This window comes from Ignavibacteriales bacterium (genome assembly GCA_016709155.1).
In the GTDB taxonomy this organism is placed as follows: Bacteria; Bacteroidota; Ignavibacteria; order Ignavibacteriales; family Ignavibacteriaceae; genus JADJEI01.
In genome coordinates this window covers 180,002-205,881 of the sequence record JADJEI010000001.1, presented here as the reverse complement: position 1 = coordinate 205,881, position 25,880 = coordinate 180,002, and the positions used below count along the sequence as shown (strand labels likewise).

Below are 25,880 nucleotides of genomic sequence, written 5' to 3'. Positions count from 1 at the left end.
ATTTATGTACGGTGGGGTAGGAAAAACCCAAACTCCATCGGGGCGTTGATATTCGAGTGTCTCCCAATCACCATTGTCTGACATTCGTAAAGACCAAAAATTTCCTGTGTCATCTACACAATCTTTTCCCGGTAACCCCGCAATGTCTCCAACTGCCGAAGGTGTATAATATGATAATTGGTTTGTCGCACTGTTATAAGTAAACACAAATCCAAAATATGTATCGGCAGACCAAACTAAATAACTGCCGTCCGATTTAGGTTGTATGGCTATTCGAGTATTGCCACCTGGAAAATAAGTCCACTCTTCATTTTTAGGATTAAAACGAACAAGACCACCACTCGTAAACCAGATGGTGCTGTCAGGTGCTAAATCAATGTCATAAGTAAATCCGTCCAACTCTGAATTGTTAGGATCAAATTTTTCAATTGATGATATACCAATCTGGGGATTAAATTTTAGTGCCCCGGTAAAATTACCCATCCAAAGATTTTGATCATAATCCTCTATGATATCTAAAATTTGAACCTCCCCATTATCAAATGAGCCTAGTATTGGTAAGTCAACGTTTGAGTAATTTACCCATTTGTTTTCTGATTGGCTAAATTTTGCAAACCCGCCTTCGCCCCAATTACCAGTGCTAGCTGCTATATATGGGTCACCATTTTCATCAATCCAAATGGCTGTAGCCTGATCCCCTTGTATACCGGTGTTGCCTGGCCGATAATAACGCCAGGAATACTCGGCTTGGGCAAGCAGTGGTCCTGTAATTAGAAATATTTGTAAGACGATAAACAACTTGTGAATTTGTGACATTAATATCTCCCTGTATTTTAAATTAATTATTTTATCATTTGAATCTTTTTGGTAGCAATATAGTCTCCGGTTTGCAGCTGATAGACATATACACCGCTTGAAAGGTTACTGCCGTCAAACTGAACTTTATAAATCCCGGCATCCTTTACTTCATTAACCAGATTTGCTACTTCATTTCCAAGTATATCATATACTTTCAATGATGTATATCCCGTTTCAGGGAGGGAGAAAGAAATTGTGGTTGTAGGATTGAATGGGTTGGGATAATTCTGCTCAAGTGAAAATTCAGTTGGTGTAGTTATTTCAACTTCAATAGCATATGAGTAATCATAACTACCATCAAAATCAATTTGTTTTAATCTGTATTGATATTTTCCTGCCGAAAGATTTTCATCAATGAAGGAATAACTCTTCGGTTCGGTGGTCGTACCAAAGCCTGGAACAAAAGCAATTACATTCCAATCCATTTGAGCTTTGACGTTTGACATTTGACTTTTTTCAACCACAAAGCCTGAGTTATTTGTCTCAGTTGCAGTTTGCCAAAAAAGTTGGACGTTTTTGTCATCCAAATTTACTTCGAAAGAAGAAAGCTCGACAGGAATTACCGTTCCTAATATTGTTAAGACAGCAGCACCCCTGCTAGCACAACTGATCCATAATTCATATCCATCCTGAATGTTTTTTACTTCAAGATCATAAATCTGAGCATGTGGCAAACCCCCAATTTGCTGTTGTGGAAAAATTCCAAATTCTGTTCCATCAAACCAACACAAGCCGTAAGTTGAAGTTGTTGTACTTCCAAAGTTTGCAAACCATAATCGGCCGTCGGGTGTTACTGCAAGTGGAGTAATACTTTCTCCAGGAATTTGTGAATTTGACGGTGCGTAAAACTGATAAGTACCGTCGTTTGTATTTACTTTTGCAAGCCCTTGATTAGTCCCAACCCAGGCAAACCCTCCAAGCAAAGGAACGACTGTGGTTAGGAAATCACTTTGCGGATTTAACTCAGAAAAATCATCTACTACTTTTGAAAAATTATATGTTCCATCAGTTCTTAAAACCTGATAACCCGAGCAAGCCCAAATTGTTCCTGGTCTATCTGAATCTTTCATGATGTTCGCACCCCATCCCATGAAAGGAACAGCAGTCCAGTTGTTGCCTGCATCATTATAGTAAGAAAGATTGTAGTACTCACCAAGACTCCACAATCTGTTTTGTGAATCTTCAACGACACCTTTAGAACGATCCAATGGATAATTTAGTGATGTATAGTTACTGCCATCCCATGTATGTAAATAGTTATACATTGGGTTGACAATTATTTCACTATTTGACGAACGATAGTAAATAACTTCTGTGTTATCAGTCGGGAAAGGGAAAGGATAACCTAAACCATAGTTTTCATTATTAAAACCAATCCATCTAATACCATCAAATTTTTCAAACCCACCAACTCCGGGCCCAGCATTTCCTGCCATCCAAACACTGCCATCCGTATCAATTGCAATGTCTTCGACCCAGTATGTAATTTGTGAGGAGTTCGTTATTCGATAGCGCTGCCAAATACCTGTTTGTACATCTCTTTTTGCAGCACCACCAATTCCGCTTGCCCAGACATTCCCGTCAGCGTCAATATCTAACCCGTAAGAAAAACCACCTTCCCGCCAGATGCCAAAGTTTTGCCATGAGGTACCGTTAAATTGCCAGACATTACTATTCCCATCAATAAGCAGAGCCTTACCGTTCTCATAAGCTTTAAATGCATAGATATCGTTTTCAGAACTTGATTGAGGTTGAGATGGTGTGATCCAATCACCAGCAGGGGTTCTGTAATCGAGTGAATAAATACTCGCTGTGCCTGTATACCTAAGCGCCCATAAATTATTTGCCGAATCAGTACACTTATTCCCAGGCAAAGAAACAACCTCTCCGGGGTCAAGATTCTGCGGCAATAATGTAAATAGCTGCGTATCACTATCAAAAGTAATCATAGTATTCCAACCTTCACCATCTATCCACACAATGTAGCCACCGGAAGGTTTTTCCTGTATCGAAATATTTTCACACACACCTATATTACTTGGCCAGTTGTTAGCTGTAGATCCATAGTACCAGTAACGCCATAAGTTTGTTGACGGATTATAATTTACTAGACCGCCGCCCCCCCATGTCACAGATAATACCGCCGCCCAAATTGATCCATCAGGTGCAATTGCTAAATCAATCGTTCTACCGCCGGGATGCAAGGAATTATCTGCGCCAAAAAACTCCAATGAACTTGCACCAACTGCGGGATCAAATTTTAATATTCCGCGCCATGTAGCCATCCATAGTATTCCACTAGCATCTTCCTCTATGTCACTTATTCGAGATGAACCTACATCGTTAATATCTCCAATTATTGGGTAGTCAACATTGGAATAATTAATCCACCTATTTTCTGATTGAATATATTTTGCAAAACCTCCTTCTTCCCAACCTGGGGTATAACCGGCAATGTATGGATCACCATCGTGATCAACCCATATTGCTTCAACATAATCGCCCTGAATCCCTGTATTTCCAGTGTTATAATAACGCCAGGAATATTCGGGTTGGGCAAGCAGTGATCCTGTAATTAGAAATATTTGTAAGACGATAATCAACTTGTGAATTTGTGACATTAATATCTCCCTGTTTTTTTAATTAATTATTTTATCATTTGAATCTTTTTGGTAGCAATATAATCTCCGGTTTGTAACTGATAGACATATACACCGCTTGAAAGGTTGCTGCCGTCAAACTGAACTTTATAAATCCCGGCATCCTTTACTTCATTAACCAAATCTGCCACTTCATTACCAAGTATATCATATACTTTCAATGATGTATATCCCGTTTCAGGTAGGGAGAAAGAAATAGTAGTTGTAGGATTGAAAGGGTTGGGATATGCTTCCAGATTATAATCATTTATTTCAATTTCTTCTTTAGTTAAAACTTCAGCGGATTCACATTGAGTTGTAATTACATTACCATTTGGATCGTATGTAAATCCAGACTTAGTTAGACTGATTACTTCGAAGCACCAAGTTCCAACTGGATTCCGCATAAACTTGCTATAAAGGATTGCAATTCCATCAGCCCCTGTTACAGCAGAAGTTCTTCCATTTGTAGGTCCGGTATAATTAGCTCTTACAGTAACGCCTGCAACCGGTTGATTATTTTCATCCAAAACTAAAACCTGATCAACACCACGGTATTTAGCTCTGCCGGACAACTCCCGGGTAACAGTTTGTGCTCCAACATGCATAACTGTTGAGATCGGAATTGTTTGATTAATCTTTGCAGTTGTTCCTCCCACAACATAAACTGAGTAATCATTTCCGAGTGTGAAAGCATTAGCATAACTTCCTGATGTTGTAATTGTGTAAGCAGATGTTCCATCACTGTTTACTTTACATACTGCCATTTCGAACAAAGTGCCTGCAGCCAGATAAATATTATTGTACTGATCCATCATTAATTGTGCATGTAAAAGCAATGCATAAGTTCCATCTGCATCGGGATTAAACCATACAGTGTTGCCGTTACCATCTATTTTTATAAAGGATGAACCTCCGGAATTCTGATTCGGGAAACCACAAACGACGGGCAAATTATCAGTTCCAACCTCTACACGGAAACCGGCTAAAGTATAATTATTTTCCCAGATAAGCGCTCCAGTCGGGGATAATTTTTTACAGTAGTTCCGCCATTAATTACATCTTCGGTATGAACTAAATAAGTATTACCAAAATCGTCACCAGCCAGGTCACCAATAGTTAAACTGTTTACACCTGGGAAACTCCATAATTTATTTCCGTCTTTGTTAATTTTCGCATAACCGTTGACACTGCCTATAATTCCCCTTGCGGAGATCACAATACTATTATCAAGTGTGAATTTGAAGTTGATCGGCGCACCAATTCCATCAGCGTCGTAATAAGTCCATAAGGCTAAACCATCTGGCGTAAATTTTTTCACCTTAGTAACATATCCGGCTGGACCGCTTCCCATTCCTAAAACGTAAATATTGTTATCGGTGTCAATCAGACATTTTTTTGTGTATGATCCATCGAATGAATTTTCATAAACGTTGCGCCATAATAAATTCCCAATCGGATCAAACTTCATTAAAATTGAGGCAGCATTTACCGGGTTAGAATATCCTGACATCAATGTACCGCTGACATAAACATTTCCTAAATTATCTACAGCAACCCATGTTGCTTTTTCCCATTTTGTATTATCTATTTGATCGTACTTCGCCGACCAAAGGAAATTTCCATCAGTGTCTCGTTTGGTTAATGTTATATCACCTGCAGGATTGTAGTCATAATCCACCGTGTAAACATTGTTTGTATTATCCGTTGCGATTGAAACACCTCTCGTAAATTGAACCCAATCAATACTAACCTGTCCATAGGTTATAATTGTAAAAAATATGAATGTAACTGCTATAAGATTTCGCATAAATTTTTCCCTTTGTTTTAAAATTGTTTTTTGAATTAGTAGCTGAACATTGAAAAAAGAGACAATGTTTATGCTTAATTAGTTGTCTTTTTTTTGCTTTGTTTTAATTATGAATATAAAGCCATTCCCGCCTAAAGTAGCAACAACTATATTAAAAATTAGCGATAAAAACGTTCAAAGCAAATGTCACTTCAACTCGTTTTTCCCATGCGGGTTTTACAAACTTAATTTTTCAGAAGTCTCAATTAATAAAAATAAAGGCAGCCAGTTATGACTGCCTTATGAAGCAAACAGTTATTAATGCTTTAATCCTGATAGAACTAACACAAAAAAAGAATATTATTTATTCAGTAGCATCTTCTTGACTTCAACAAAATTTCCTGTGATCATTCTGTAGAAATAAATTCCGCTTGTAACTTGATTACCGGAGTTGTCTCTACCGTTCCAAACTACACTATGGAATCCTTTTGTCTGTTGAGTGTTTATCAATGTAGTTACTTCCTGTCCTAATGCATTGTAAATAATTATGGAAACATTCGCATCTTCATTCAATCCATAACTTATCGTTGTTGAAGGATTGAAAGGGTTGGGGTAGTTTGCAACGAGCATCATTTTATCAGGAACGCCTGTTAAATCAATATCTTTATTGATTTGTACTTCATTGGCACTTACAGAAGTTCTGGTGTAAGTATCAAAGTCAGTATCAATAAGGGTTCCGGTAGCAAATGTTCCGGCATTGATAGTGAATGTAAAAATACCGAGATCGGCACCTTGAATCATATAAGGTCTGGTTCTGATAATAATTCTACCGGGTCTAAAGTTAAAGTGACGATTCATTACTAAATCATTGTAACCATTTGGACCGGTGACAACAATCCACATATCGAAACTTTCGTTAACCGTACCCCTGTTTTCTAATGTGAGTTCATAGTTCATTGATGAACCCCCCTGATCAATAAGTGTGTTTATTGAAACAGAGACATTATCATTTTGTGCCTGAACCTCTAAGGAAAAGACTGACAGAACTAAAGCGAAAACTAAAGCTAAAGTTCTGAACGACTGTTGAGAAAGAAAGGACTTCATAGGACCTCCGAACATTTTTGTTATTGAATAATTAATTAAGGAACAAGAACTTTCAAAATCGAAATAACTTTATCGCATCAAACGATTGTCTATATCAAATATCAGAACAGAAATAGCTCACCCTTTTAGTAATTCAACTACCAAATAATAAATGTATTCTTCTTAAAGCGAGCAGGTTATGGCAGCTTTTGTGTCAACTGATGTTTAAGCTTGCACTCAATAATTGCTTTTAATAATAAGTAATCCGAGTTAATAAAAAGGGACAAGGCGATTGTAATTAATATATCATCATTTTATAAAATTCTATTTTTCGCTAAATAGATTATGGGTTCAATAACTTCCAATCATTTTCACTTCTCATAAAAATTTATGTTTCGTTTAAAACAAAAAAGCCCCGTTTCGCGGGGCTTGAAATGAAAATTTTAACACTCAGTCGGGGTTACCGTCACGATTAAAATCTTTGAATACATCTTTAAATGAACTCGCAATCAAGTTATCTATATCATTTTCATTACTGTTATCATTTGGATCTAATACAACACCATCGTCATTGAACCAACTGTATGGATCAACTATCAAAGTAACGTTAATGGCTTGATCAGAACTGATTTCAATTGGAGTTGGAAAATCAATTATCTGATGAGAAGTTTTTGTTGACTTATATACAAACAAAGCTCCGTTGAAAGTTCCTTTAACAATTACAGAATATCTTTGATTACCGCTTTCACCATCTCTGAATTCGGGATCGGGTGGTATTTCATTGTCTTCAGGTTTATGAATTTCCCACTTTACACTTTTGTACAAATTAGTTGTTACATTATTAAAAGAGTAAGTGTTTAATGAACCCGAAAGATTTAGGTTGAGTACAAAAGGTCCTATTTCGACGCTCATTGAATCATCACCTTGCGATGATATTAGTTTTAAATCACGCACAAGAATTTTTGCTTCATCAATCATAAGGACATCACCATTTTGCTTTGGAGTATTAACCGGAGTCTTAAGACTGAGTGAAAAATTTTGTGACGTTGTTGAAGTCGGTTCGGTATTACTTTCACATCCCGCATAAAAAATTATGAAAGATAAGAAAAGTGTTTGCGCTAAGATCAAAAAAAATCGCTGCTGAAACATTTGTCGCTCCTTTATATTAATGAATATTTTCTATAATCATTAAGTGTCTTGAAAAAGTAAAAAGTGACTTTGCTTTTAGAGGAGGGGAGTGGGTTGCCTCAAAAACAAAACCGGTTATTGTTTACTTACCGCTGCTGAAAAAATACAAAAGGCACAGCAATCAACTTTCAATTCCACTTGGCGGAAAGGTAATTGAAGAGATGAGTGCAGATAAAATTTGGGTTTTAAACTTATTCATATCATATAATATTTATGGACAACTGTTTCATTGTCTTGATATCCGCCATAAAAATTGCTCTTAACCTGCCAAAATTTACTTCTTCCACGGCACCATTACCCTTTAAAATTCGCTCGTAATCGCACAATTTGACACCATTGCCAGCAAAGTTCTCAACTTTGGCGGCAATTTCCTGAACTTTGCCCGCTTAGTTCTAAAAAAAACTTGCCTGGATGCAAAGTAGAATGGCAAGGTTTCAATCCATGGCGTCATGTTTTCAAACAAAGCGTTTTGTTCCCAATATTGTTCGCAAAGTTCTGAACCATGCTGGCAAAGTTCTCAACTTTACCGTCCAAGTTCTGATTACAGAAGCAAAGTTCACAACTTTGCTGCCATGTTTTCAATCCATGGCGGCAAAGTTGGGATGCAGGGAAATATAAATTTTATACTGAAGTATAATTTTTTACCCTTCACATTTAACAAAGGTGATTTAGCTATTAGAAGAAATGAAATTGGAATATCCGGCTTACTACTCTTCTTCTTTATAAATAATATTATACTTATTTATTAAACGATGAATCGAACGGCGATCGAGTCCGCAGGCATCGGCAGTTTTAGAAATGTTTCCGTTATTTTTTTTAAGATGATAGGTGAGAAATTCTAATTCGAATTTTTCAGTGATAGCATCTTTAGCGTCTTTATATTGAAGTGTGAGGAATTCACTTTTGATACTTTGTTGTGCATCAACCATGTTGACCGGAAGATCGTCCTTCTGAATTGTGTCACCCGAACTTAGATAATAAACTCTGCTGATTACATTTTGTAATTCTCTAACATTTCCAGGCCAGGAATAATTTTTCAGAACTGCTTCTGCATCCTGTGAAAAATATTTTGCTTGCTTATCATCACGAATACAATAATTATTAATGAAATGATTTGCAAGAGGAGTAATATCTTCCTGACGTTCTCTTAAGGGGGGAATATTTATCCTGATGCTATCGAGTCTGTAATATAAATCTTCACGAAATCTTTTCTCGGCAACTTCCTTCTCGAGATTTTTATTCGTCGCTGCAATTATGCGCACATCAATCTCAATTTCATTTTGCCCGCCCACCCTTCGTATTTTTCTTTCCTCAAGCATCCGGAGCAATTTTATTTGAAGCGGATGATTCAAATCGCCAATCTCATCAAAAAAGAATGTGCCGGAGTTTGCAAATTCTAGGAGTCCAAGTTTTGTTTTAACTGCACCGGTAAAAGCCCCCCGTTCGTGTCCGAATAATTCACTTTCAAAAAGCTCGGGCGGAAGTGCGCCGCAGTTAACAGGTACGAAAGGATTTTTCTTTCGCGGACTTAGATTATGAATTGCGCGGGCAAATAATTCCTTGCCTGTACCGCTTTCGCCGGTTAATAGAATTGTAACATTTTCAGAAGCTGTTCGCTTAATGACTGTTATTAATTCATCAATCTTTTTGCTTTGATAAATAATCCCTTCGATATTTTTCTGATCACCACTCTCATCGTCAGAATCTTTTGAGGATGAAATGTCTTTGTCTAAAGCGTTATTTATACAATCAAATAATTTTGTGGAAGTAAAAGGCTTTTCCAAAAAATCAATTGCACCATCCTTAATTGCCTGTACACTTGCTTCAATTGTACCGTAACCGGAAATCATAATCACTTTTGAATCACGAAATTTATTCTTGGCTGCACGAAGAATATCTAACCCGGTAACTCCTTTCATTTTAAGATCAGTTATTATAAGATCGAATTTTTTGCTCTGAACTATTTTTATTGCTTCGTTGGAATCATTCAAAAGGGTGAGGCTGTATTCGGGTTTAAAGGAAAGAATTTTTTTTAGCTTGTAAGCATTTCCTCTTCATCATCAATGATCAAAATTTCATTCATAAAATTACCATCTTGTTTTAAATATGATTGTAAAAGTAGTACCGCCGCCAAACACCGAAGAACATTTGATTGAAGCGTTATGTTTATCGCAAATCTTTTTTACGATATACAGACCAAGCCCTGTGCCGCGCTCTTTCGTCTTGGTGGTAAAAAACGGCGAGAATATTTGGTCAAGATATTTTTCTTCAATGCCACATCCATTATCACTGATTGTTAACTCTAAAAGTTTATCATCAGTTACTTCTCTGATCGAAATTATTATTTCACCATCCTTTTCTAGAAAATCAAGAGAGTTAAGAATCAAGTTTGTAAATGCCTGTTCTAATAACAGTGAATTTCCATTTATCAAGGAATTGGAGACATCATATTTTTTAATCAGTTTTATGTCTTTCTTTCTTATCAATGGATTTAATAACGAAATACTTTCATCAATAACTTTTAGAAGATCAATTGCCTCGTTCGATTTGGAAGATTGCTTACTATGTTTAAGAATATTACCGGTAATATGATTAATGTTATTAATCTGTTTAAGTATCACTTCTAAATCTTCGGAGTATTTTTTTAGATTATTATCTTGTTGAAAGGCAAGAGCTAAATAATCAACGCGTGACATAATTATGGCTGAAAAATTATTTATTTCGTGAGCGGTTTCAGAAGTAAGTTCGCCAAGTGTGACGAGTTTATCGGTTCGCTGAAGCTGTTCAAGGTGCATTTCTTCAAGTTTTGTTTTTGAATCTCTGATTGTAGTCACCATTGAATTAAAGTCTTTGTGCAACGTCCCAAATTCATCGGACTTTTGATCATCCAATTTGAGCGATAAATTTCCTCGTCCAACTTCGTCTAATGCAGCAGTAAATTTTTTAATCGGTGTGTTTACAAATTTATTAAAGATGATAAAAAGCCCCGAGATTAAAAGGAGGGTGACTGCTATCCCCAGAAAAATTATGTGAGTAACGCCCGTATTAAATTGTAGTTCGGCTTTTGTTAAATTTGCATCAACATCAATAAAGGCTATTACTTTTTTATCTCCATGACAATTCTGGCAAAGTTCTTTATTAAGCAAGGGTTCAGAAGCTGAATATGACCCTTCCTTCTTTAAGAACTTAATTTTCCATTCTTCACTTTCCCCGAAATAAGCATGTTTCGGATCAATCGTGTTTATGTTGGTTCCGATTTCTTTTTGATTGGATGAATAAAGTATTTTACCTGAGTGATCGTACAATCTTAAATTTTTTATACTCGTATTTAAAGATATTCCATCAACAATTCCCTGAACATCTTTATGTTCACCGATTGTCATCACATGATACAAACCATAATGAAGCATATCCAAAGTGGTCATCAACATAGCTTTTGAGCGCTGTTCGAAGTTTTTATCAATCTGATTAACCAGGAAAAATAAAGGAACCCCAACACTAAGAGTGATGAATAAAGTAGAAAAAAGTATAAACTTACCTCTCACCGAATGGATCATATGATTTATATCCCTTTAGAAATATTAATGCACCATGAAATTTGAAAATTTTTACTTGAGCAAGTATTTCATACAACTTAAAAATTATCAATTAAAAATTAAATAATTGTTAGGAATAACTTAATCCTTTTTTAAAAGAATAATCCATCGAGCGTTTAAAAGTAAAGTCAGGTGCATTGTCATTTCTCAATCAATTAAATTTTAAAAAATTTACTATCCCATTCTTGTCGCATCGAGACAAAAATATCTCACTTTCACAAATTGAAATATCTAAATTTCAATCATTTAAAAACTTATAGAGCGATTATTTTACTTAAATAAACCTTTTAATCATGCAACAGCCCAACTAATAAGAATCATTTTAAAATCTTATTGGCATTACGATTGCATAATAAAAGCGATGAAAATACTATTAATAACAAATGACCGTCAAATAATCGAATTGATTCAGCAGAATACCCATGGAACTGAGAATGAATTATTCATAAATTCAGATACTCACGATCCATTGGAGGTTCATTCAAGTGTGCACAGAATTCATCCTTCGCTTATGATCATTGATGATGATTTTCTAAATCCGAATTCTGTTCGGATAATCCGATCTTTAAAAGACATCAATAAAAATTTCAAAATTATTTTTATCACCTCAAACGAAGGGCTGGAATTGGGGAAAGAAATTAGCCAGATCGGTGTTTACTACTACGCATTAAAACCAATTCAGCCTAATGAATTAATCCAGGCTGTACAATCTGTAATAAAATTAAATAAATCAAGTGTTCAAATTAATTAATATGAAAGGCGAAATAATGAAAAACAAATTACTACTTGCTTTACTGATAGTATTGGTAAACGGTAGCTTTTTATTCTCCCAATCTCTTAAACTGGAAACGTATGGAATCTCTCCTCGCGACGCTGCTGTGGATACAATGGATATATTCACAAGCGCGTACAATGGTTTAATGAATGTTGGCGTTCAAACTAAAATGTTTCTTAAAGGGCAAGTTGTTGATACAGTATTTAATACACCTACCTGGACATTGCTCTCCAAACCGGTAGGATCAAGTGCTGAACTTGGCGACTTGCTTAATTTAAATGATACAACTCAGATAAGAGTGTTTACTCCAGATGTTGCAGGGAAATATGAAATTCAGTTTTCGGATGGAGCATTAACACAAACTATCACAATCAACGCAGGCTTATTTGTCGGAGTTGAAAACGGAACTGTTAACTGTGTAGTCTGCCACAACAATGAACCATTCGATTATAAATTTGATAATTGGAAGTTGACCGGGCACTCTTCCATGTTAGAACGAGGTCTTGATGGAACATTAAGCGATCATTATTCATCAAGCTGTATCTCATGCCATACAACCGGCTATGATCCTAATGCTTCAAACAATGGCTTCGATGATTTTGGTTTTGTTTTTCCAGATACCTTGTATCCTGGTGTATATGAATTGATGATGAATCAATATCCGGACGCAATGAAATTAGCAAACATACAATGCGAAAGTTGTCATGGTCCCGGAAGTGAACACTACGGTTTAACAACCGATTCAAGAATGGTCGCACCTCTTGATGTTGCAAATTGTGCCTGGTGTCATGATTCGGGCGATCATCATTTCTTCCCTGAACAGTGGGATAATTCTGGTCATGGTATGAATCTTTATCCTGAAGATAGAAATTCGTGTGCCCCCTGCCATAGCGGTGAAGGATTTGTTGATTGGGTTAATGGCGGCAAAGTAGATTTAATAGACGGCTATAGCAATGAAATGCCAATTGGCTGTGCAACTTGCCACGATCCTCATGATGCATCCCTCGATCATCAGCTCCGAACTCTTGATGTAACTTTAGTCAGTGGTCAGGAAATTACTGAAGGCGGTTATGGTAAAATTTGTATGAACTGTCACAGAAGCAGAAGAGATGCGGTGGCTTATGTGTCGGATTACTTGTTGAATGCAAGCCATTTCGGTCCTCATCATGGACCACAAGCAGAGGTACTTTCTGCAAGTAATGTGTGGACATTCGGTCAGATACTTCCTACATCTCCCCACCTGATGGATGTTGAAAACAGTTGTGTCAGTTGTCATATGTATAGTTCTGAAGAAGCAGAAGGAATTCCAATGTTCGGCGGACATACATTTAGCATGGCTGATCAAGAGGGCAATGATAACGTAGAGGCTTGTGCTAACTGTCACGGTAATATTGGCACTTCTTTCGCTGACAAAAAATATTATATCAACGGAAATGCTGATCTTGATGGAAACGGAACTGCTGAAGGTTTGCAAATAGAAATGCAAGGATTACTTGACTACCTCGCGACATTCTTGCCTATAGATGAAGAAGGCGAAGTTGTAATTGATTCAACAGTCACTTTAAATGTTGCGGCTGCTACGTATAATTACCTTGTTGTTTTAGAAGATAGAAGTCTTGGCATTCATAATCCTGCATTCACATTTGCATTGTTAAAGGCTTCGATTGAAGCTGTTGGCGGGGTTGTCAATGTAGAACCCGTTGATAACAATCTTCCTAATTCTTATGTACTTGAACAGAATTATCCAAATCCATTCAACCCGGAAACGAAGATTCAATTTTCAGTTCCTGAAAATGCAGAAGTAAGTCTTGTTATTTATGATGCAATTGGAAATGAGATTGAGACTTTGGTAAGCGGACAAATGGCTCCGGGTAAATATTCCTATTCATGGAACGCTTCAAAATATGCGTCAGGAATTTATTTCTACAAATTAACCTCAAATAATTTTGTTCAGGTTAATAAGATGGTGCTCATTAAGTAGAGCTAATCAATAAGCAATCAAAGTAAGCGTGAATTAGTTTTCAATCTCTTACTTTTAAGATGTCACAGCCTCCTGATCTTGGGAGGCTGTTTTTTTTATGTAAGTACAATATTAATGAAAAGGTGAAAGAATGGAAGAAGGATAAATTAGTTATATCTAAAACTTTCTACCGCATCCTTTATTGATTTGTAAGTATTAAAAATCCTGAATGTTCCTGTCTTTTCGAGCAGTCCTTGATAGGTGTTTGCCGGCTCAACTAATTTTATTTCACCGCCGATGCGTTCAATGTTTTTTAGATTGAATACGATTGCGCCGAGGAAACTGGAGTCTAAAAATTCACATTGGCTAAGATCAATTACAATTTTATTTAATTTTTTTTCTATGTGTGAGTTAAGTTTTTTATTAAAAAATTCTGCCTCACGTTTTGTAGCTCGCAGCATTTGAACGCGCTCAACGAGCACATCGCCATAGAAAACAGTTCTAAAATCTAAATCCGAAACTTCGAGTGTAATCATTTTTAATCTTTTTTGTTTATGAAATAGTATGAATAAGCTTTGTTATATGATTAATAGCTATTCAATTCTCATTCCATGTTGATAATCGACAAATTTGAGGAAAATGTTAATGATAGTTGGATCGAAATGAAAACAAAGTCCTATTGTGTTACAAGCTCTATAAATGGTATGTCTTGTAATTTTATTTTGGGGTTCTTTTCAATAAAATAATTCATTGACCATTCTGATGTTAGTAAAAGAACAGCTCTTTCCAATTGATCGTAAGCCCAGGCAGCGCCAGCAGGAATTAACAATCTGGCAATCTCATCTTCATCAATTGCAGGGTCAATCCAACGCAGTAGTTTCCAATTGGTTGGTTCAATTCGCGATGGCGCTCCATATTCGTTTTCAAGGCGGTATTGTGCAACTTCAAATTGAAGCGGACCAACTGCTCCAAGTAGTGGAGTTTTAGTCACCGAGTTTTTTAAATAGAAACTTTGAATTACACCTTCCTGCAAAAGCTGATCTAACCCATCACGGAATTTCTTATAATTTGATGGATTAGGATTGTGACAAAGCACGAAATGTTCGGGAGCAAATCGAGGAATTTCTTTAAATAAAATATTTTCATTCTCAGAAATTGTATCACCAATGCCAAAATTAGTATTACCGACAAATCCGATTATATCACCTGGATATGCTTCATCAATTGTTTCTCTATCCTGTGCAAAAAGTTTTTGTGAATTAGATAACCTTACTTTCTTTCCACTATTAACGTGATAAGCCTGCATATCGCGGGTGAATTTTCCTGAACAAATTCTTAAGAATGCGATTCGGTCCCTGTGGCGAGGGTCCATATTTGCCTTGAATTTTAAAGATAAAACCTGAAAAGTTTTCATCTGTGGGATTTACAATTCCACTGGAGCTATTGCGGGAGGTAGGGGGAACTGCGTAACCTAAAAATCCATCAAGCAGAAGCTGTACTCCAAAATTGTTTCTTGCACTTCCAAAAAAAACGGGAGTCAATTCGCCTTTAAATATTTTATTTACATCGAAACTTTCGCCGGCGGTCTCAATCATTTCCAATTCTTCTGTGAACTTTTTATAATCAGGTTCGCCAAGAATAGATTTGAAAAAGGGGTCTGAAATGTTAGTGATTGTCACCGGTGCTTTAAAATTACCGCCTGTAGTTTTTTCAAAAAGATGAATCTGATTTTTCAGTCGATCGTAAACACCGCGAAAACTATCGCCAAGCCCGATTGGATAATTAATTGCAAATGCACCAATACCAAGAACATTTTCAATTTCATCCATCAATTCTAATGGATCACGAACAGGTCTATCCATTTTATTTATGAATGTAAAAATCGGGATGTTTCTTCTTCTGCAAACTTCAAATAATTTTCTTGTTTGAGCTTCAACGCCTTTCGCTCCATCAATAACCATCACGGCAGCATCAACAGCGGTTAATACACGGTAAGTATCTTCTGAAAAATCTTCGTGACCGGGGGTATCGAGCAAATTTATTTTGAAACCTTTGTAATCAAACTGAAGCACAGCCGAGGTGATTGAAATCCCTCTTTTCTTTTCAAGCTCCATCCAATCAGATGTAGCGGCACGCTGATTTTTCCGTGCTTTTACCGATCCAGCAAGTTGAACTGCACCGCCGTATAATAAAAATTTTTCGGTTAAAGTAGTCTTACCTGCATCAGGATGCGAGATGATGGCAAAAGTACGTCTTCTATTAATTTCTTGTATTAAACTCATGATTATTTCATTTAATGATTTTTACGAAGGAAGAAAAGAGAATGTGTGATGCGTGTTATAGTTCGAATTATATTTATCCGTCACAAAAAAACTAATTACAAATCTTCCATATCAAATACTTAATTTTACTCGAACAAATTTAATTAAATACTTTCAACCGAACAATAAAACATATTGATAGAACACTATCACACATATCAAAAAGCATTGAGCTTTGCAAAAAATCATTATGAAAATTTTCCAGTTGCATCATTTCTGATTAAGAAAAATTTAAGAAAACATGTTTCAATTATTTACTGGTTTGCAAGAACTGCTGATGATATAGCAGACGAAGGTAATGCGGCTGTTGATGAAAGACTCAATCAACTAAATTTATTTGAACAGAGATTTTTGAAATCTATGCATGGAAATTTTGTTGATGAATTTGATGAAACACTTTTCACAACTATTACTGAAAAAAAATTATCAAAGGAGCATTTCCTGAACCTGATAAAAGCTTTCAGGCAGGATGTGGTAAAATCCAGATATAAAAATTTTGAAGAACTGATGCATTACTGTTCACTTTCTGCAAACCCTGTCGGCAGACTGATTCTTGAACTTTATAATATCAGAGATGAAAATGCATTCCAACTTTCGGATAAGATTTGCACTGCATTGCAATTAACTAATTTTTATCAGGATACGATAATTGATTATAGTAAAGGTCGGATTTATTATCCGCTTGATGAACTGACGAAATTTAATGTCAAAGAAAAAGTGTTTGAGTTAAAAGATTTTAACCTTAATTTACAAGCGCTTATAAAGTTAAATGTTGATCGGGCATTTAATTTATTTAATGAAGGTGCCGCACTTTCGGAATACTTAAGCGGGCGACTGAAGTATGAAATCAAATGGACAATTGCAGGCGGAAAAGAAATTTTAAATAAAATTAAAAAAAATAATTACAATATTTTTATTCGACCGGAACTTTCTAAGAAGGATTTTTTTATTCTACTCATAAAATCATTTGTTAATGGATGAAGCAAAAGAAATAGCGAAGAACAGTAAAAGTTCATTTTATTATGCATTCAATCTTCTTCCCGAAGATAAGCGCGATGCAATGAATACAGTCTATGCTTTCTGCCGTCAGACGGATGATATTATTGATGAAGGAAATGAATCGCTCGAAATTAAATACCAAAAACTTCATCGCTGGCGAGTAGAATTTCAAAAATCATTAAAGGGTGAATCTGATTTTCCTCTTCTAAACAAACTTATCAGAATAATCTCCAAGTTTGATATTCCGCTTGATCCTTTTTATGATTTGATAAAAGGCATGGAAATGGATCTTCAAAAAAATCGTTATTTGACTTTTGATGATCTGCAGCTTTATTGCTATCGCGTCGCATCCACCGTTGGACTAATGTGCATAGAGATTTTTGGTTACAAACATAAAACCACAAAAGATTTTGCTGTCAATCTCGGAATCGCTTTGCAGCTTACAAATATTTTACGCGATATAAAAAAGGATTTGGAAAAGGGAAGAATCTATTTGCCCAAAGAAGATATGGCAAAGTTTAACTATTCAGAAGATGAACTTGTTAGGTATGTCTATAACGAAAACTTCCGCGATCTGATGGCTTACGAAGTGCGCAGAGCAAAAACTTATTTTGATGCCGCCACAAGTTGTTTGAATCTTGACGATAAACGTGCGATGTTCGCAGCAAGGGCAATGCAGCATATCTACTACAAAATGCTGAATAAAATCATCGACGCTGAATATGATGTGTTCAATAAGAATATCAAAGTCTCAAAAATTCAGAAGGTGGGTATAGCAATCGGTGTTTGGGCGAAGTATCAGCTTGTTTATTGATGAAAAAGTGTTAGTGATAGGTGGAGGGTTCGCCGGACTTTCTGCTGCATCTTTTCTCGCCGCTAATAATTATCAAGTCGAATTAATTGAAGCCTCACCAAAACTTCACTGAAGAGCTTATTCCTTTTCAGATTCAAAAACCCAAACCGTAATTGATAACGGTCAGCATATTTTGATGGGCTGTTACAATCACACGATAGATTTTCTAAAACTCATCGGCGCAGAAGAAAATTTAATTTCTCAAAGAAATCTGAATGTTAATTTCGTAGAAAAAAAAAATCGCATTCATCTGCTTTCTGCAGATAGATTCTTTTATCCGTTCAATCTTCTAATCAGTATTCTGAAATATAGTGCTCTAAAATTTTCAGAAAGGATTTTAATTCTGAAATTTTTCTTGAAATTATTTTTTCAGCATAAAAGTGATTTGTTGGATTTATCAGTTTCGGATTGGCTTGATAAACAAATGCAAAATGAAAATACCAAGAAAGCATTCTGGAATATTCTTGTTGCGGGTGCATTAAACTGCAGTGCAGAAAAAGCATCAGCACAAATGTTTGCAGACATTTTAAAAGAAATATTTTTCAAAGGAAATTTTTCTTCGACAATTATCCTTCCAAAATATGGATTGAGTGAGACATACTGCGAACCGGCAATGAAATTTATAAAAAAACATTCCGGCTCGATTCATCTTTCAGAAACTGTGCAGGAATTTATTATCGAAAAGGACAGAGTAACTGAAGTAGTTACGAATAAAAGAAACATTACAGATTTTGATTTCGTTATTACTGCAATTCCGTTATTCGCTTTACAAAAAATAAAAAGCTCATCATTGCAATTGCAGATTCCGGAATTGGAGTATTCCACCATCCTCACTATTCATTTGTGGCTGAAAGAAAATAATCTCGGCAAAGCATTTTATGGATTGATTGACTCACCGGTACATTGGGTATTTAATAAAGGCAGCCACCTTACTCTTGTGATCAGTGATGCTGATTATCTTAATGAAAAATCTAAAGAGGAAATATTAGATCTAGCAGCTTCTGAACTTGAAAAATTTCTTCTAATACCGAAAGATTTGATTACTCATCATAAAATTCTAAAAGAAAAAAGAGCGGCGTTTATTCCATCCAACAGAATCAACAGCGAACGACCTTCGACCATAACGAATATTAATAATTTATTTCTCGCCGGTGATTGGATTGATACAGGATTACCCTCAACAATTGAAAGCGCAGTTAAAAGCGGCAAGCTTGCTTGCGTAGCCATTGAGGGTCATTAATATTAAAAAATAAGAACTAAAAATAGTTGTTTCTTTTTTCTAATAAATTCATTACAATTATGCCGTAATTAAAACGGTTTATTAATTGGTTTGAGGTATCTATGCAGATCCATCTGTATTTGATTGGTTGCTTCGAGGTTCAAAATAGTTCTCATTGCCCGCTTCGCTTAAAAATATTTTTAAGCGCTTTCCGAAAATTATACGTTCCAACTTCTATCACGCCATCTACTTCGCTTTATCAATCAGACTTTTATTATTCTCTAAATTATAACAGGAGGTTACTATGAAATCTTTGATTACACTTTTAATATTTTTATGCGCAGTACATAGTTATTCGCAAGAAAATGTTTTATTGGAAAAGCAAAAAAAAATGAGCTTATTTAAATCAGCGGAAACACAACAAATAAAATCTTTCCAGAAATCTCCTTCAACACAAATTCTGAAACCGATATCTGACAGCCGAACTCTTGGGCTTCTTGATACACTTGGTTATAACGACGGAACATTCAATATTGATTTTGGTATATTTGGACAGGATTGGCTTCTTCAATGGTATAAAGCACCAGCAAATTTGGAAATTAAGAGTGTGGGATTTTATTGCACCGATAATAATAATAATGCACCGGCTGAAGTAAAACTCGTAAAAGTAAACTGGAGTGAGTCACAATTAATTAGTGCTGATACTTTACGGCGTGGTTACTACGAAGCTCTTGGCAATGGGTATAACGACATTACTGCATTTGGTAGTAATCCTGATGTAACCGGCGGCTGGACTTCAATCCAACCAAGGGATACTGAACCATTCGGAGAAGATATTTGGAGTGATCAAGGTTATGGAATTCCTTTCGTACCAGATGAGTCTCGTCAAGATTATCAATGGATTGATATGGATTTGCTTTATACTCCGATGATAGCAGCAGGGGAGATTTTTGGTGTCGCAGTACAAAATACTTCTCCAAACATGGATTCAGATAGGATAGGATTTTTAGCAGGAATAGGAGTTCCCGGTTGGAAATTTTATGCGAATGGAAGATATATTCATCCCCCCGAACCGGAAGCAGATTTCGGTTGGTGGACAAGAGAATACACATTTGATTTTCCGGTTGCAGTAGATATCGCTAGTGGCGGGACGGTCCCAATTTTTTTAGAATATTCTTATTTAAACTCAACATTATCAACCGAACCACGTCCCGTATTTGCAACTGTTGTTTTAGGTGGAGGGACTAAAAATCCTTACCCGGAATTTGTTGTTACTGCTAATTTAATCTATTCTATTGATGGAGGTAGTACTTGGAATCAGTACCCTCCAATCCTACTTAATCATGAAATTGATAGCCTATATACTGGAGAACTCCCGGGTTTTCCTGCTAATACGAATGTGGCTTATTACTTTGAAGCTACTGATACCACAACAATGCTTTCAACGGTAACTCCAACAACAGAGTACACCGTCTTTGTTCCGTCCGGAGCAAATACTCTTGTCTTGTTCAATGGATTTGATTCTCCAAACGGCTATCCACAAGATTATTATTTTGGTCCGCAATTATTTCCGGGAGGGGAGTTAGATTTTGCTCACGATATTTGGGGATACGGCGAAGCGCCCGCTGAATTGTTTGATTATTATTCTAATATAATTGAAATCTGTTACGAAGATCCTGGAAACTATACTGATTCATTGATCGGTCCCTGGCTTGAGGCTGATGGAAACAGAAATTACTTTCTTGCCGGACAGGAATGGCTCGGCGATAGATATGGTTATGTTGATCAGGATTTTACTCCCGGAGATTTTGAGTATGATATTTTAGGAATTACACACAGTTATAACGATGTAAGTTATGATGGTGTATCAGGACAAAATATTCCATCTTTGGTTTTGCCTGTTGAAAGTAGTCTCTTTGGTGAGCCGGTAAGAACATTATTCAATTCATTAAACCCGCCGGCTGATTCACTAATGTATAATCCTAATTTTGAATTGGGAACAAGCAATTGGATAGATGGGTTCGAAACAACAAATGACGTTGTAGTTGATATGGAAGTTGAAACAAGAGGGATAGCAGGAATACCGGACATTCAGATGAAACCGACTGCTATACACAGAGAATTGACTGCGGGTAATAAAATAGTATTTCTTGCTTATGATCCAATTGCACTAAATACAGCCTTAAGTACGGATTATTCATATTATCACTGGGTTGGATATGATTCATCGAATACACCTTACCAAACACTGAAATGGTTTGGAATTGATATTGTCACAGATGCAAATGATCATACTGATAATTCATTACCGAAAGAATTTTCACTTAAACAAAACTACCCCAACCCATTTAACCCAACTACTAAAATCAGTTGGCAGTCTCCAGTTGGCAGTTGGCAAACTTTAAAAATTTATGATGTTCTTGGAAATGAAGTTGCGACTCTTGTTGATGAATACAAACCTGCCGGAAGATATGAGATTGAATTTGACAGTCATTCTGACAAAGGTCAGAATCTCTCAAGTGGAGTATATTTCTACCAGTTGAAGGCGGGGGGTTTTATTCAAACAAGGAAGATGATTGTTTTAAAATAAAGGAGGCTACTATGAAATCTTTACTAATACTTTTCCTTATTTTATTCTCAGCAAATCTCTTTCCGCAGGAAAATATTTTATTGGAAAAACAAAAAAAATTGAGTTTACTTAAATCTCAAGAAACAGAACGAATAAAACCTTTTCTGAAAATTCCTTCAACACAAATTCTGAAACCGATATCTGACAGCCGAACTCTTGGGCTTCATGATACACTTGGGTACAACGATGGATCGTTCAATAGTAATTTTGGTCTATTTGGACAAGATTGGGGGCTTCAGTGGTATAAAGCACCTGCAGAGTTAATTATTAAAAGTGTAGGATTAAATTGCACCGATAATCCTGATGATACTCCGGCAGAAGTAAAAATAGTAAAAGTGAATTGGACCGAATCTCAATTACTTGGCGCTGATACTGTGCGACGCGGGTACTACGAAGCGCTTGGCAATGGCTATAATGACATCACTTCATTTTTTGATAATCCTGATAGAACCGGCGGATGGACTTCAATTCAATCCGGTGATACTGAACCATTCGGAGAAGATTTATGGAGTGATAATGGAGTTGGTTATTCATATATCCCGGATGAGAATTTATTTGATTATCAGTGGATCGATATGAATCTACTTGGTTATGAGCCGATAATTTCGGAAAACGAGACTTTTTGTGTTGCTGTAAAAAACACGTCACCAAATATGGGCGAAAATAGAATCGGATTTCTTGCAGGTATAGTCGGTTTCCCATTCTGGAAATATTATGCAAATGGGAGATTTTACCCGGGAGTAGATTTCGGATGGTGGACAAGAGAATATACATTTGATTTTGCGGTTGCAGTAGATATTGTTAGTGGGGATCTGGACCATTTTTTGATTCATTCTTATCTAAATTGAACATTATCAACAGAACCAAGACCGATATTTGCTGTTGTTTTAGGTGGATGGACTAAAAATCCTGACCCGGAGTTTGTCGTTTCGGCATACTATTCTACAGATGATCAACAAACATGGTATGAGTCAAGACTTAATCACATAGTTGATAGTCTGTATACCGGAGAGCTCCCGGGTTTTCCGGCCAATACGAATGTCGCTTATTACTTTGAAGCTACTGATACAACAATGCATTCAGCGGTAACTTCCAAAAGTGTACACCGTCTTTGGCCCGTCCGGGGCAAATACACTTGTTTTGTTTAATGGATTTAATTTTATCGGCGGCTATCCTCAAGATTATTATTTCGGTCCGCAATTATTACCGGGAGGGGAGTTAGATTTTGCTCACGATGTCTGGGGATACGGCGAAGCACCCGCTGAATTGTTTGATTATTATTCTAACATAATTGAAATCTGTAACGGAGCACCTGAAAACTATACTGATTCATTGATCGGTCCCTGGCTTGAGGCTGATGGAAACAGAAATTACTTTCTTGCCGGACAGGAATGGCTCGGTGATAGATATGGTTATGTTGACCAGGATTTTACTCCCGGAGATTTTGAGTATGATATTTTAGGAATAACACACAGCTATAACGATGTAAGTTATGATGGAGTATCCGGGCAAAATATTCCATCTTTGGTTTTACCGGTTGAAGGTAGTTTATTTGGTGAGCCGATTAGAACATTATTCAATTCACTAAACCCGCCGGCTGATTCACTAATGTATAATCCTAATTTTGAATTGGGAACAAGCAATTGGATAGATGGGTTCGAAACAACAAATGACGTTGTAGTTGATATGGAAGTTGAAACAAGAGGAATAGCAGGAGTACCGGAGATACAGATAAAACCGACTGCGATGCACAGAGAATTGCCTGCGGGTAATAAAATAGTATTTCTTGCGTATGATCCAATTGCACTAAATACAGCCTTAAGTGATGATTATTCATATTATCATTGGGTTGGATATGATTCATCCAATGCACCTTACCAAACACTGAAGTGGTTTGGGATTGATATTGTCACAGATGTAAATGATGATAGTCATAGTTCAATACCGAAAGAATTTTCACTTAATCAAAACTACCCCAACCCATTTAACCCAACTACTAAAATCAGTTGGCAGTCTCCAGCAGGCAGTTGGCAAACTTTAAAAATTTATGATGTTCTTGGAAATGAAGTTGCGACTCTTGTTGATGAATACAAACCTGCCGGAAGATATGAAGTTGAATTTGACAGTCATTCTGACAAAGGACAGAATCTCTCCAGTGGAGTATATTTCTACCAGTTGAAGGCGGGGGATTTTATTCAGACAAGGAAGATGATATTTATTAAATAATTAATCTCTCTAATAGTGAATCAATGAAATCAATTTTAATAAAGTATCAGCATCTAACTGAGATCAGTTTTGAAGATGGTTTCAGTTTTTTAATTAACTAAACCAAAAGGTGATACAATGCTGCAAAAAGCTGTATATCTATTCGTGGTTATTATAATTTCTTCAATGACTTTGATTGCGCAGGAAAGAATGGTTATGAGACCTGATGGGAAGTTCTACAGATTTAATGGGAACGAGAACTCTTTTGAAGTTATGAAGATTAAACCAAACACGAATAAGCAACAGATCAGATCAACCGTCAAAAATCCAATATCAGCTAATGGTATAATTGATACGCTCGGATATAATGATGGCACGTTTAATACTGATTTTGGATCCTTTGGACAGGACTGGATGCTGCAATGGTTTGTTGCACCGGCAGATCTTATAATCAAAGGATTTGCTTTTTTAGCAACTGATAATTCTGGACTACTTAATGGTGCTTATCTTGAAAGCAAAATTGTAAAAGTAAATTTAACGGAAGATCAGTTGTTAATTACTCCAGCAGAACGGGATGGGTATTATCAGGCGTCGGGAAATGGTTACAATAATATTACCGCATTCCTTGATAACCCGGATCGAACAGGCGGATGGACATCAATAAGCGGTGATCCGGAACCATTCGGTAGTGATATATGGAGTGATGGTGGTTTCAGTGTGCCTATTGTACCGTTTGACACTGGTCAGTATGTGTGGATGCAAACAAACATAAAGTTCGAACCGAATATTTTTCAGGGTGAGATATTTGGAATTGCGTATAGAAATACTGGAGCTAATATGGATACAGATCGGATTAGTCTTCGATCTGGAATTATTGGCATACCGGGATGGAAGTTTTATGCTAACGGTCGCTTTAACCCTGGGGTTGATTATGGCTGGTGGTCATTGGAATACACATGGGATATTCTTGTCGAAGTTGAATTGCTAAATACCTCGGATAACCAGGAAGATATATCTTCAAACCCGAATGAATTTAGATTGGATCAAAACTACCCCAACCCATATAACCCAAGCACGAAGATAAGTTGGCAGTCTCCAGCAGGCAGTTGGCAAACTTTAAAAATTTATGATGTACTTGGAAATGAAGTTGCGACTCTTGTGGATGAATATAAACCTGCTGGTAGATATGAAGTTGAATTTGACAGTCATTCTAACAAAGGTCAGAATCTCTCAAGTGGAGTATATTTCTACCAGTTGAAGGCGGGGAGTTATATTCAAACAAGGAAGATGATTCTAATCAGATAATCTCAAGTGGTACGTTACCCGAATAAATAGGCAGTCAATTAATTGGGTGCCTATTTTTCATTCGTATCCGATAACTGATCTTCTGCAAAAGGAAATTGATTGTTAAGTTGAATAGACAGGGGATTGAAAGACCTAAATGATTCGATAAAACTGTCCAATGTTAAAAACAAATTCATTTTGGAAGAATTAAATATTCTAAAACCTCAATTACCTTACCTCTAAAATTAAGTTAATCACACTATTGCTTTTATTTCGAAAACATTTTAAGTTTCCTCTGACCTTTTCAAAAGGATTATTCTTTTTGAAATTACAAGTCGAGCCCGGTGTCCCCCCATCACCGGGCTTTTTTTATTAACGAAATTTGAATTAGTAACTTATGTTATGCATAAATTGAATTTTCACGAATTCTCCTTAGTGAAACTTGGTGACTTCGAGCCTTTGTGGCAGATGCTTTTTCTTTT

The 25,880-nt window shown here is 36.3% G+C and carries 18 protein-coding genes and 1 pseudogene; 10 read left to right on the top strand and 9 right to left on the bottom strand.

All coding sequences use genetic code 11. The annotated features are described in order from the left end of the window. Positions 1-842: 842 nt before the first annotated feature. The 7 genes from IPH11_01090 to IPH11_01060 all read right to left on the bottom strand — a co-directional run bounded on the left by IPH11_01090 (position 843) and on the right by IPH11_01060 (position 11,114). Positions 843-2,294 (bottom strand): T9SS type A sorting domain-containing protein, encoded by a 1,452-nt coding sequence (locus IPH11_01090; GenBank protein ID MBK6912330.1) that lies wholly within the window; start codon positions 2,292-2,294, stop codon positions 843-845. Between the two features lie 1,211 nt (positions 2,295-3,505). Continuing rightward, positions 3,506-4,315: a T9SS type A sorting domain-containing protein gene (locus IPH11_01085; protein MBK6912329.1), complete on the bottom strand. Its 810-nt coding sequence runs from the start codon at positions 4,313-4,315 to the stop codon at positions 3,506-3,508. Positions 4,316-4,482: 167 nt separating this feature from the next. After that, the gene (locus IPH11_01080) at positions 4,483-5,307 is read right to left on the bottom strand and encodes a hypothetical protein (protein MBK6912328.1); all 825 of its coding nucleotides are present in this window, start codon (positions 5,305-5,307) and stop codon (positions 4,483-4,485) included. 339 nt (positions 5,308-5,646) lie between these two features. Further along, on the bottom strand, positions 5,647-6,390 hold the full coding sequence (locus IPH11_01075; protein ID MBK6912327.1) for a T9SS type A sorting domain-containing protein: 744 nt from the start codon (positions 6,388-6,390) through the stop codon (positions 5,647-5,649). A 429-nt stretch (positions 6,391-6,819) separates the two neighbouring features. Further along, entirely contained in the window at positions 6,820-7,518 is a 699-nt protein-coding gene (locus tag IPH11_01070; GenBank protein ID MBK6912326.1) for a hypothetical protein, read from the bottom strand. A gap of 746 nt (positions 7,519-8,264) precedes the next feature. After that, positions 8,265-9,548, bottom strand: a complete 1,284-nt coding sequence (locus tag IPH11_01065; protein MBK6912325.1) for a sigma-54-dependent Fis family transcriptional regulator — start codon at positions 9,546-9,548, stop codon at positions 8,265-8,267. Between the two features lie 96 nt (positions 9,549-9,644). Continuing rightward, positions 9,645-11,114 carry a HAMP domain-containing protein gene (locus IPH11_01060; protein MBK6912324.1) on the bottom strand — a complete coding sequence of 490 codons (1,470 nt, stop codon included), beginning with the start codon at positions 11,112-11,114 and terminating at the stop codon, positions 9,645-9,647. Positions 11,115-11,514: 400 nt separating this feature from the next. Here IPH11_01060 and IPH11_01055 point away from each other — a divergent pair, with 400 nt between their 5' ends. After that, positions 11,515-11,904: a response regulator transcription factor gene (locus tag IPH11_01055; GenBank protein MBK6912323.1), complete on the top strand. Its 390-nt coding sequence runs from the start codon at positions 11,515-11,517 to the stop codon at positions 11,902-11,904. A 16-nt stretch (positions 11,905-11,920) separates the two neighbouring features. Beyond that, the gene (locus IPH11_01050) at positions 11,921-13,909 is read left to right on the top strand and encodes a T9SS type A sorting domain-containing protein (GenBank protein MBK6912322.1); all 1,989 of its coding nucleotides are present in this window, start codon (positions 11,921-11,923) and stop codon (positions 13,907-13,909) included. A gap of 146 nt (positions 13,910-14,055) precedes the next feature. Here the strand turns inward: IPH11_01050 and IPH11_01045 are convergent, their stop codons facing one another. Both IPH11_01045 and IPH11_01040 read right to left on the bottom strand, forming a co-directional pair. Beyond that, positions 14,056-14,424, bottom strand: coding sequence for an STAS domain-containing protein (locus tag IPH11_01045; protein ID MBK6912321.1), 369 nt, complete (start codon positions 14,422-14,424; stop codon positions 14,056-14,058). 140 nt (positions 14,425-14,564) lie between these two features. Beyond that, a pseudogene (locus tag IPH11_01040) lies at positions 14,565-16,170 on the bottom strand (peptide chain release factor 3). 207 nt (positions 16,171-16,377) lie between these two features. On the opposite strand from IPH11_01040, the gene hpnC reads away from it, so the two are divergent. The 8 genes from hpnC (at position 16,378) to IPH11_01000 (ending at position 25,419) form a co-directional block, all read left to right on the top strand. Next, a complete protein-coding gene (gene hpnC, locus IPH11_01035) occupies positions 16,378-17,190 on the top strand; it encodes a squalene synthase HpnC (GenBank protein ID MBK6912320.1) in 813 nt (270 codons plus the stop codon). Further along, on the top strand, positions 17,183-18,022 hold the full coding sequence (gene hpnD, locus IPH11_01030) for a presqualene diphosphate synthase HpnD (protein MBK6912319.1): 840 nt from the start codon (positions 17,183-17,185) through the stop codon (positions 18,020-18,022). Before hpnC ends, hpnD begins: the two co-directional genes overlap by 8 nt. Continuing rightward, positions 18,018-18,134, top strand: coding sequence for an NAD(P)-binding protein (locus IPH11_01025; GenBank protein MBK6912318.1), 117 nt, complete (start codon positions 18,018-18,020; stop codon positions 18,132-18,134). Before hpnD ends, IPH11_01025 begins: the two co-directional genes overlap by 5 nt. Positions 18,135-18,173: 39 nt before the next feature. Next, entirely contained in the window at positions 18,174-19,301 is a 1,128-nt protein-coding gene (locus IPH11_01020) for an FAD-dependent oxidoreductase (protein ID MBK6912317.1), read from the top strand. Positions 19,302-21,252: 1,951 nt separating this feature from the next. Next, a complete protein-coding gene (locus IPH11_01015; protein MBK6912316.1) occupies positions 21,253-21,870 on the top strand; it encodes a T9SS type A sorting domain-containing protein in 618 nt (205 codons plus the stop codon). An 11-nt stretch (positions 21,871-21,881) separates the two neighbouring features. Beyond that, positions 21,882-22,757, top strand: coding sequence for a hypothetical protein (locus IPH11_01010; GenBank protein ID MBK6912315.1), 876 nt, complete (start codon positions 21,882-21,884; stop codon positions 22,755-22,757). Between the two features lie 760 nt (positions 22,758-23,517). Next, a complete protein-coding gene (locus tag IPH11_01005) occupies positions 23,518-24,135 on the top strand; it encodes a T9SS type A sorting domain-containing protein (GenBank protein MBK6912314.1) in 618 nt (205 codons plus the stop codon). 117 nt (positions 24,136-24,252) lie between these two features. Further along, the gene (locus IPH11_01000; GenBank protein MBK6912313.1) at positions 24,253-25,419 is read left to right on the top strand and encodes a T9SS type A sorting domain-containing protein; all 1,167 of its coding nucleotides are present in this window, start codon (positions 24,253-24,255) and stop codon (positions 25,417-25,419) included. Positions 25,420-25,880: the final 461 nt, after the last annotated feature.

Coding starts and splice junctions, on each gene's coding strand:
- IPH11_01090 (MBK6912330.1), bottom strand. CDS start 2,294: ATGGCAGGAAATGCTGGGCCCGGAGTTGGTGGGTTTGAAAAATTTGAT.
- IPH11_01085 (MBK6912329.1), bottom strand. CDS start 4,315: ATGATGGATCAGTACAATAATATTTATCTGGCTGCAGGCACTTTGTTC.
- IPH11_01080 (MBK6912328.1), bottom strand. CDS start 5,307: ATGCGAAATCTTATAGCAGTTACATTCATATTTTTTACAATTATAACC.
- IPH11_01075 (MBK6912327.1), bottom strand. CDS start 6,390: ATGAAGTCCTTTCTTTCTCAACAGTCGTTCAGAACTTTAGCTTTAGTT.
- IPH11_01070 (MBK6912326.1), bottom strand. CDS start 7,518: ATGTTTCAGCAGCGATTTTTTTTGATCTTAGCGCAAACACTTTTCTTA.
- IPH11_01060 (MBK6912324.1), bottom strand. CDS start 11,114: ATGATCCATTCGGTGAGAGGTAAGTTTATACTTTTTTCTACTTTATTC.
- IPH11_01055 (MBK6912323.1), top strand. CDS start 11,515: ATGAAAATACTATTAATAACAAATGACCGTCAAATAATCGAATTGATT.
- IPH11_01050 (MBK6912322.1), top strand. CDS start 11,921: ATGAAAAACAAATTACTACTTGCTTTACTGATAGTATTGGTAAACGGT.
- IPH11_01045 (MBK6912321.1), bottom strand. CDS start 14,424: ATGATTACACTCGAAGTTTCGGATTTAGATTTTAGAACTGTTTTCTAT.
- hpnD (MBK6912319.1), top strand. CDS start 17,183: ATGGATGAAGCAAAAGAAATAGCGAAGAACAGTAAAAGTTCATTTTAT.
- IPH11_01015 (MBK6912316.1), top strand. CDS start 21,253: ATGTATAATCCTAATTTTGAATTGGGAACAAGCAATTGGATAGATGGG.
- IPH11_01010 (MBK6912315.1), top strand. CDS start 21,882: ATGAAATCTTTACTAATACTTTTCCTTATTTTATTCTCAGCAAATCTC.
- IPH11_01005 (MBK6912314.1), top strand. CDS start 23,518: ATGTATAATCCTAATTTTGAATTGGGAACAAGCAATTGGATAGATGGG.
- IPH11_01000 (MBK6912313.1), top strand. CDS start 24,253: ATGCTGCAAAAAGCTGTATATCTATTCGTGGTTATTATAATTTCTTCA.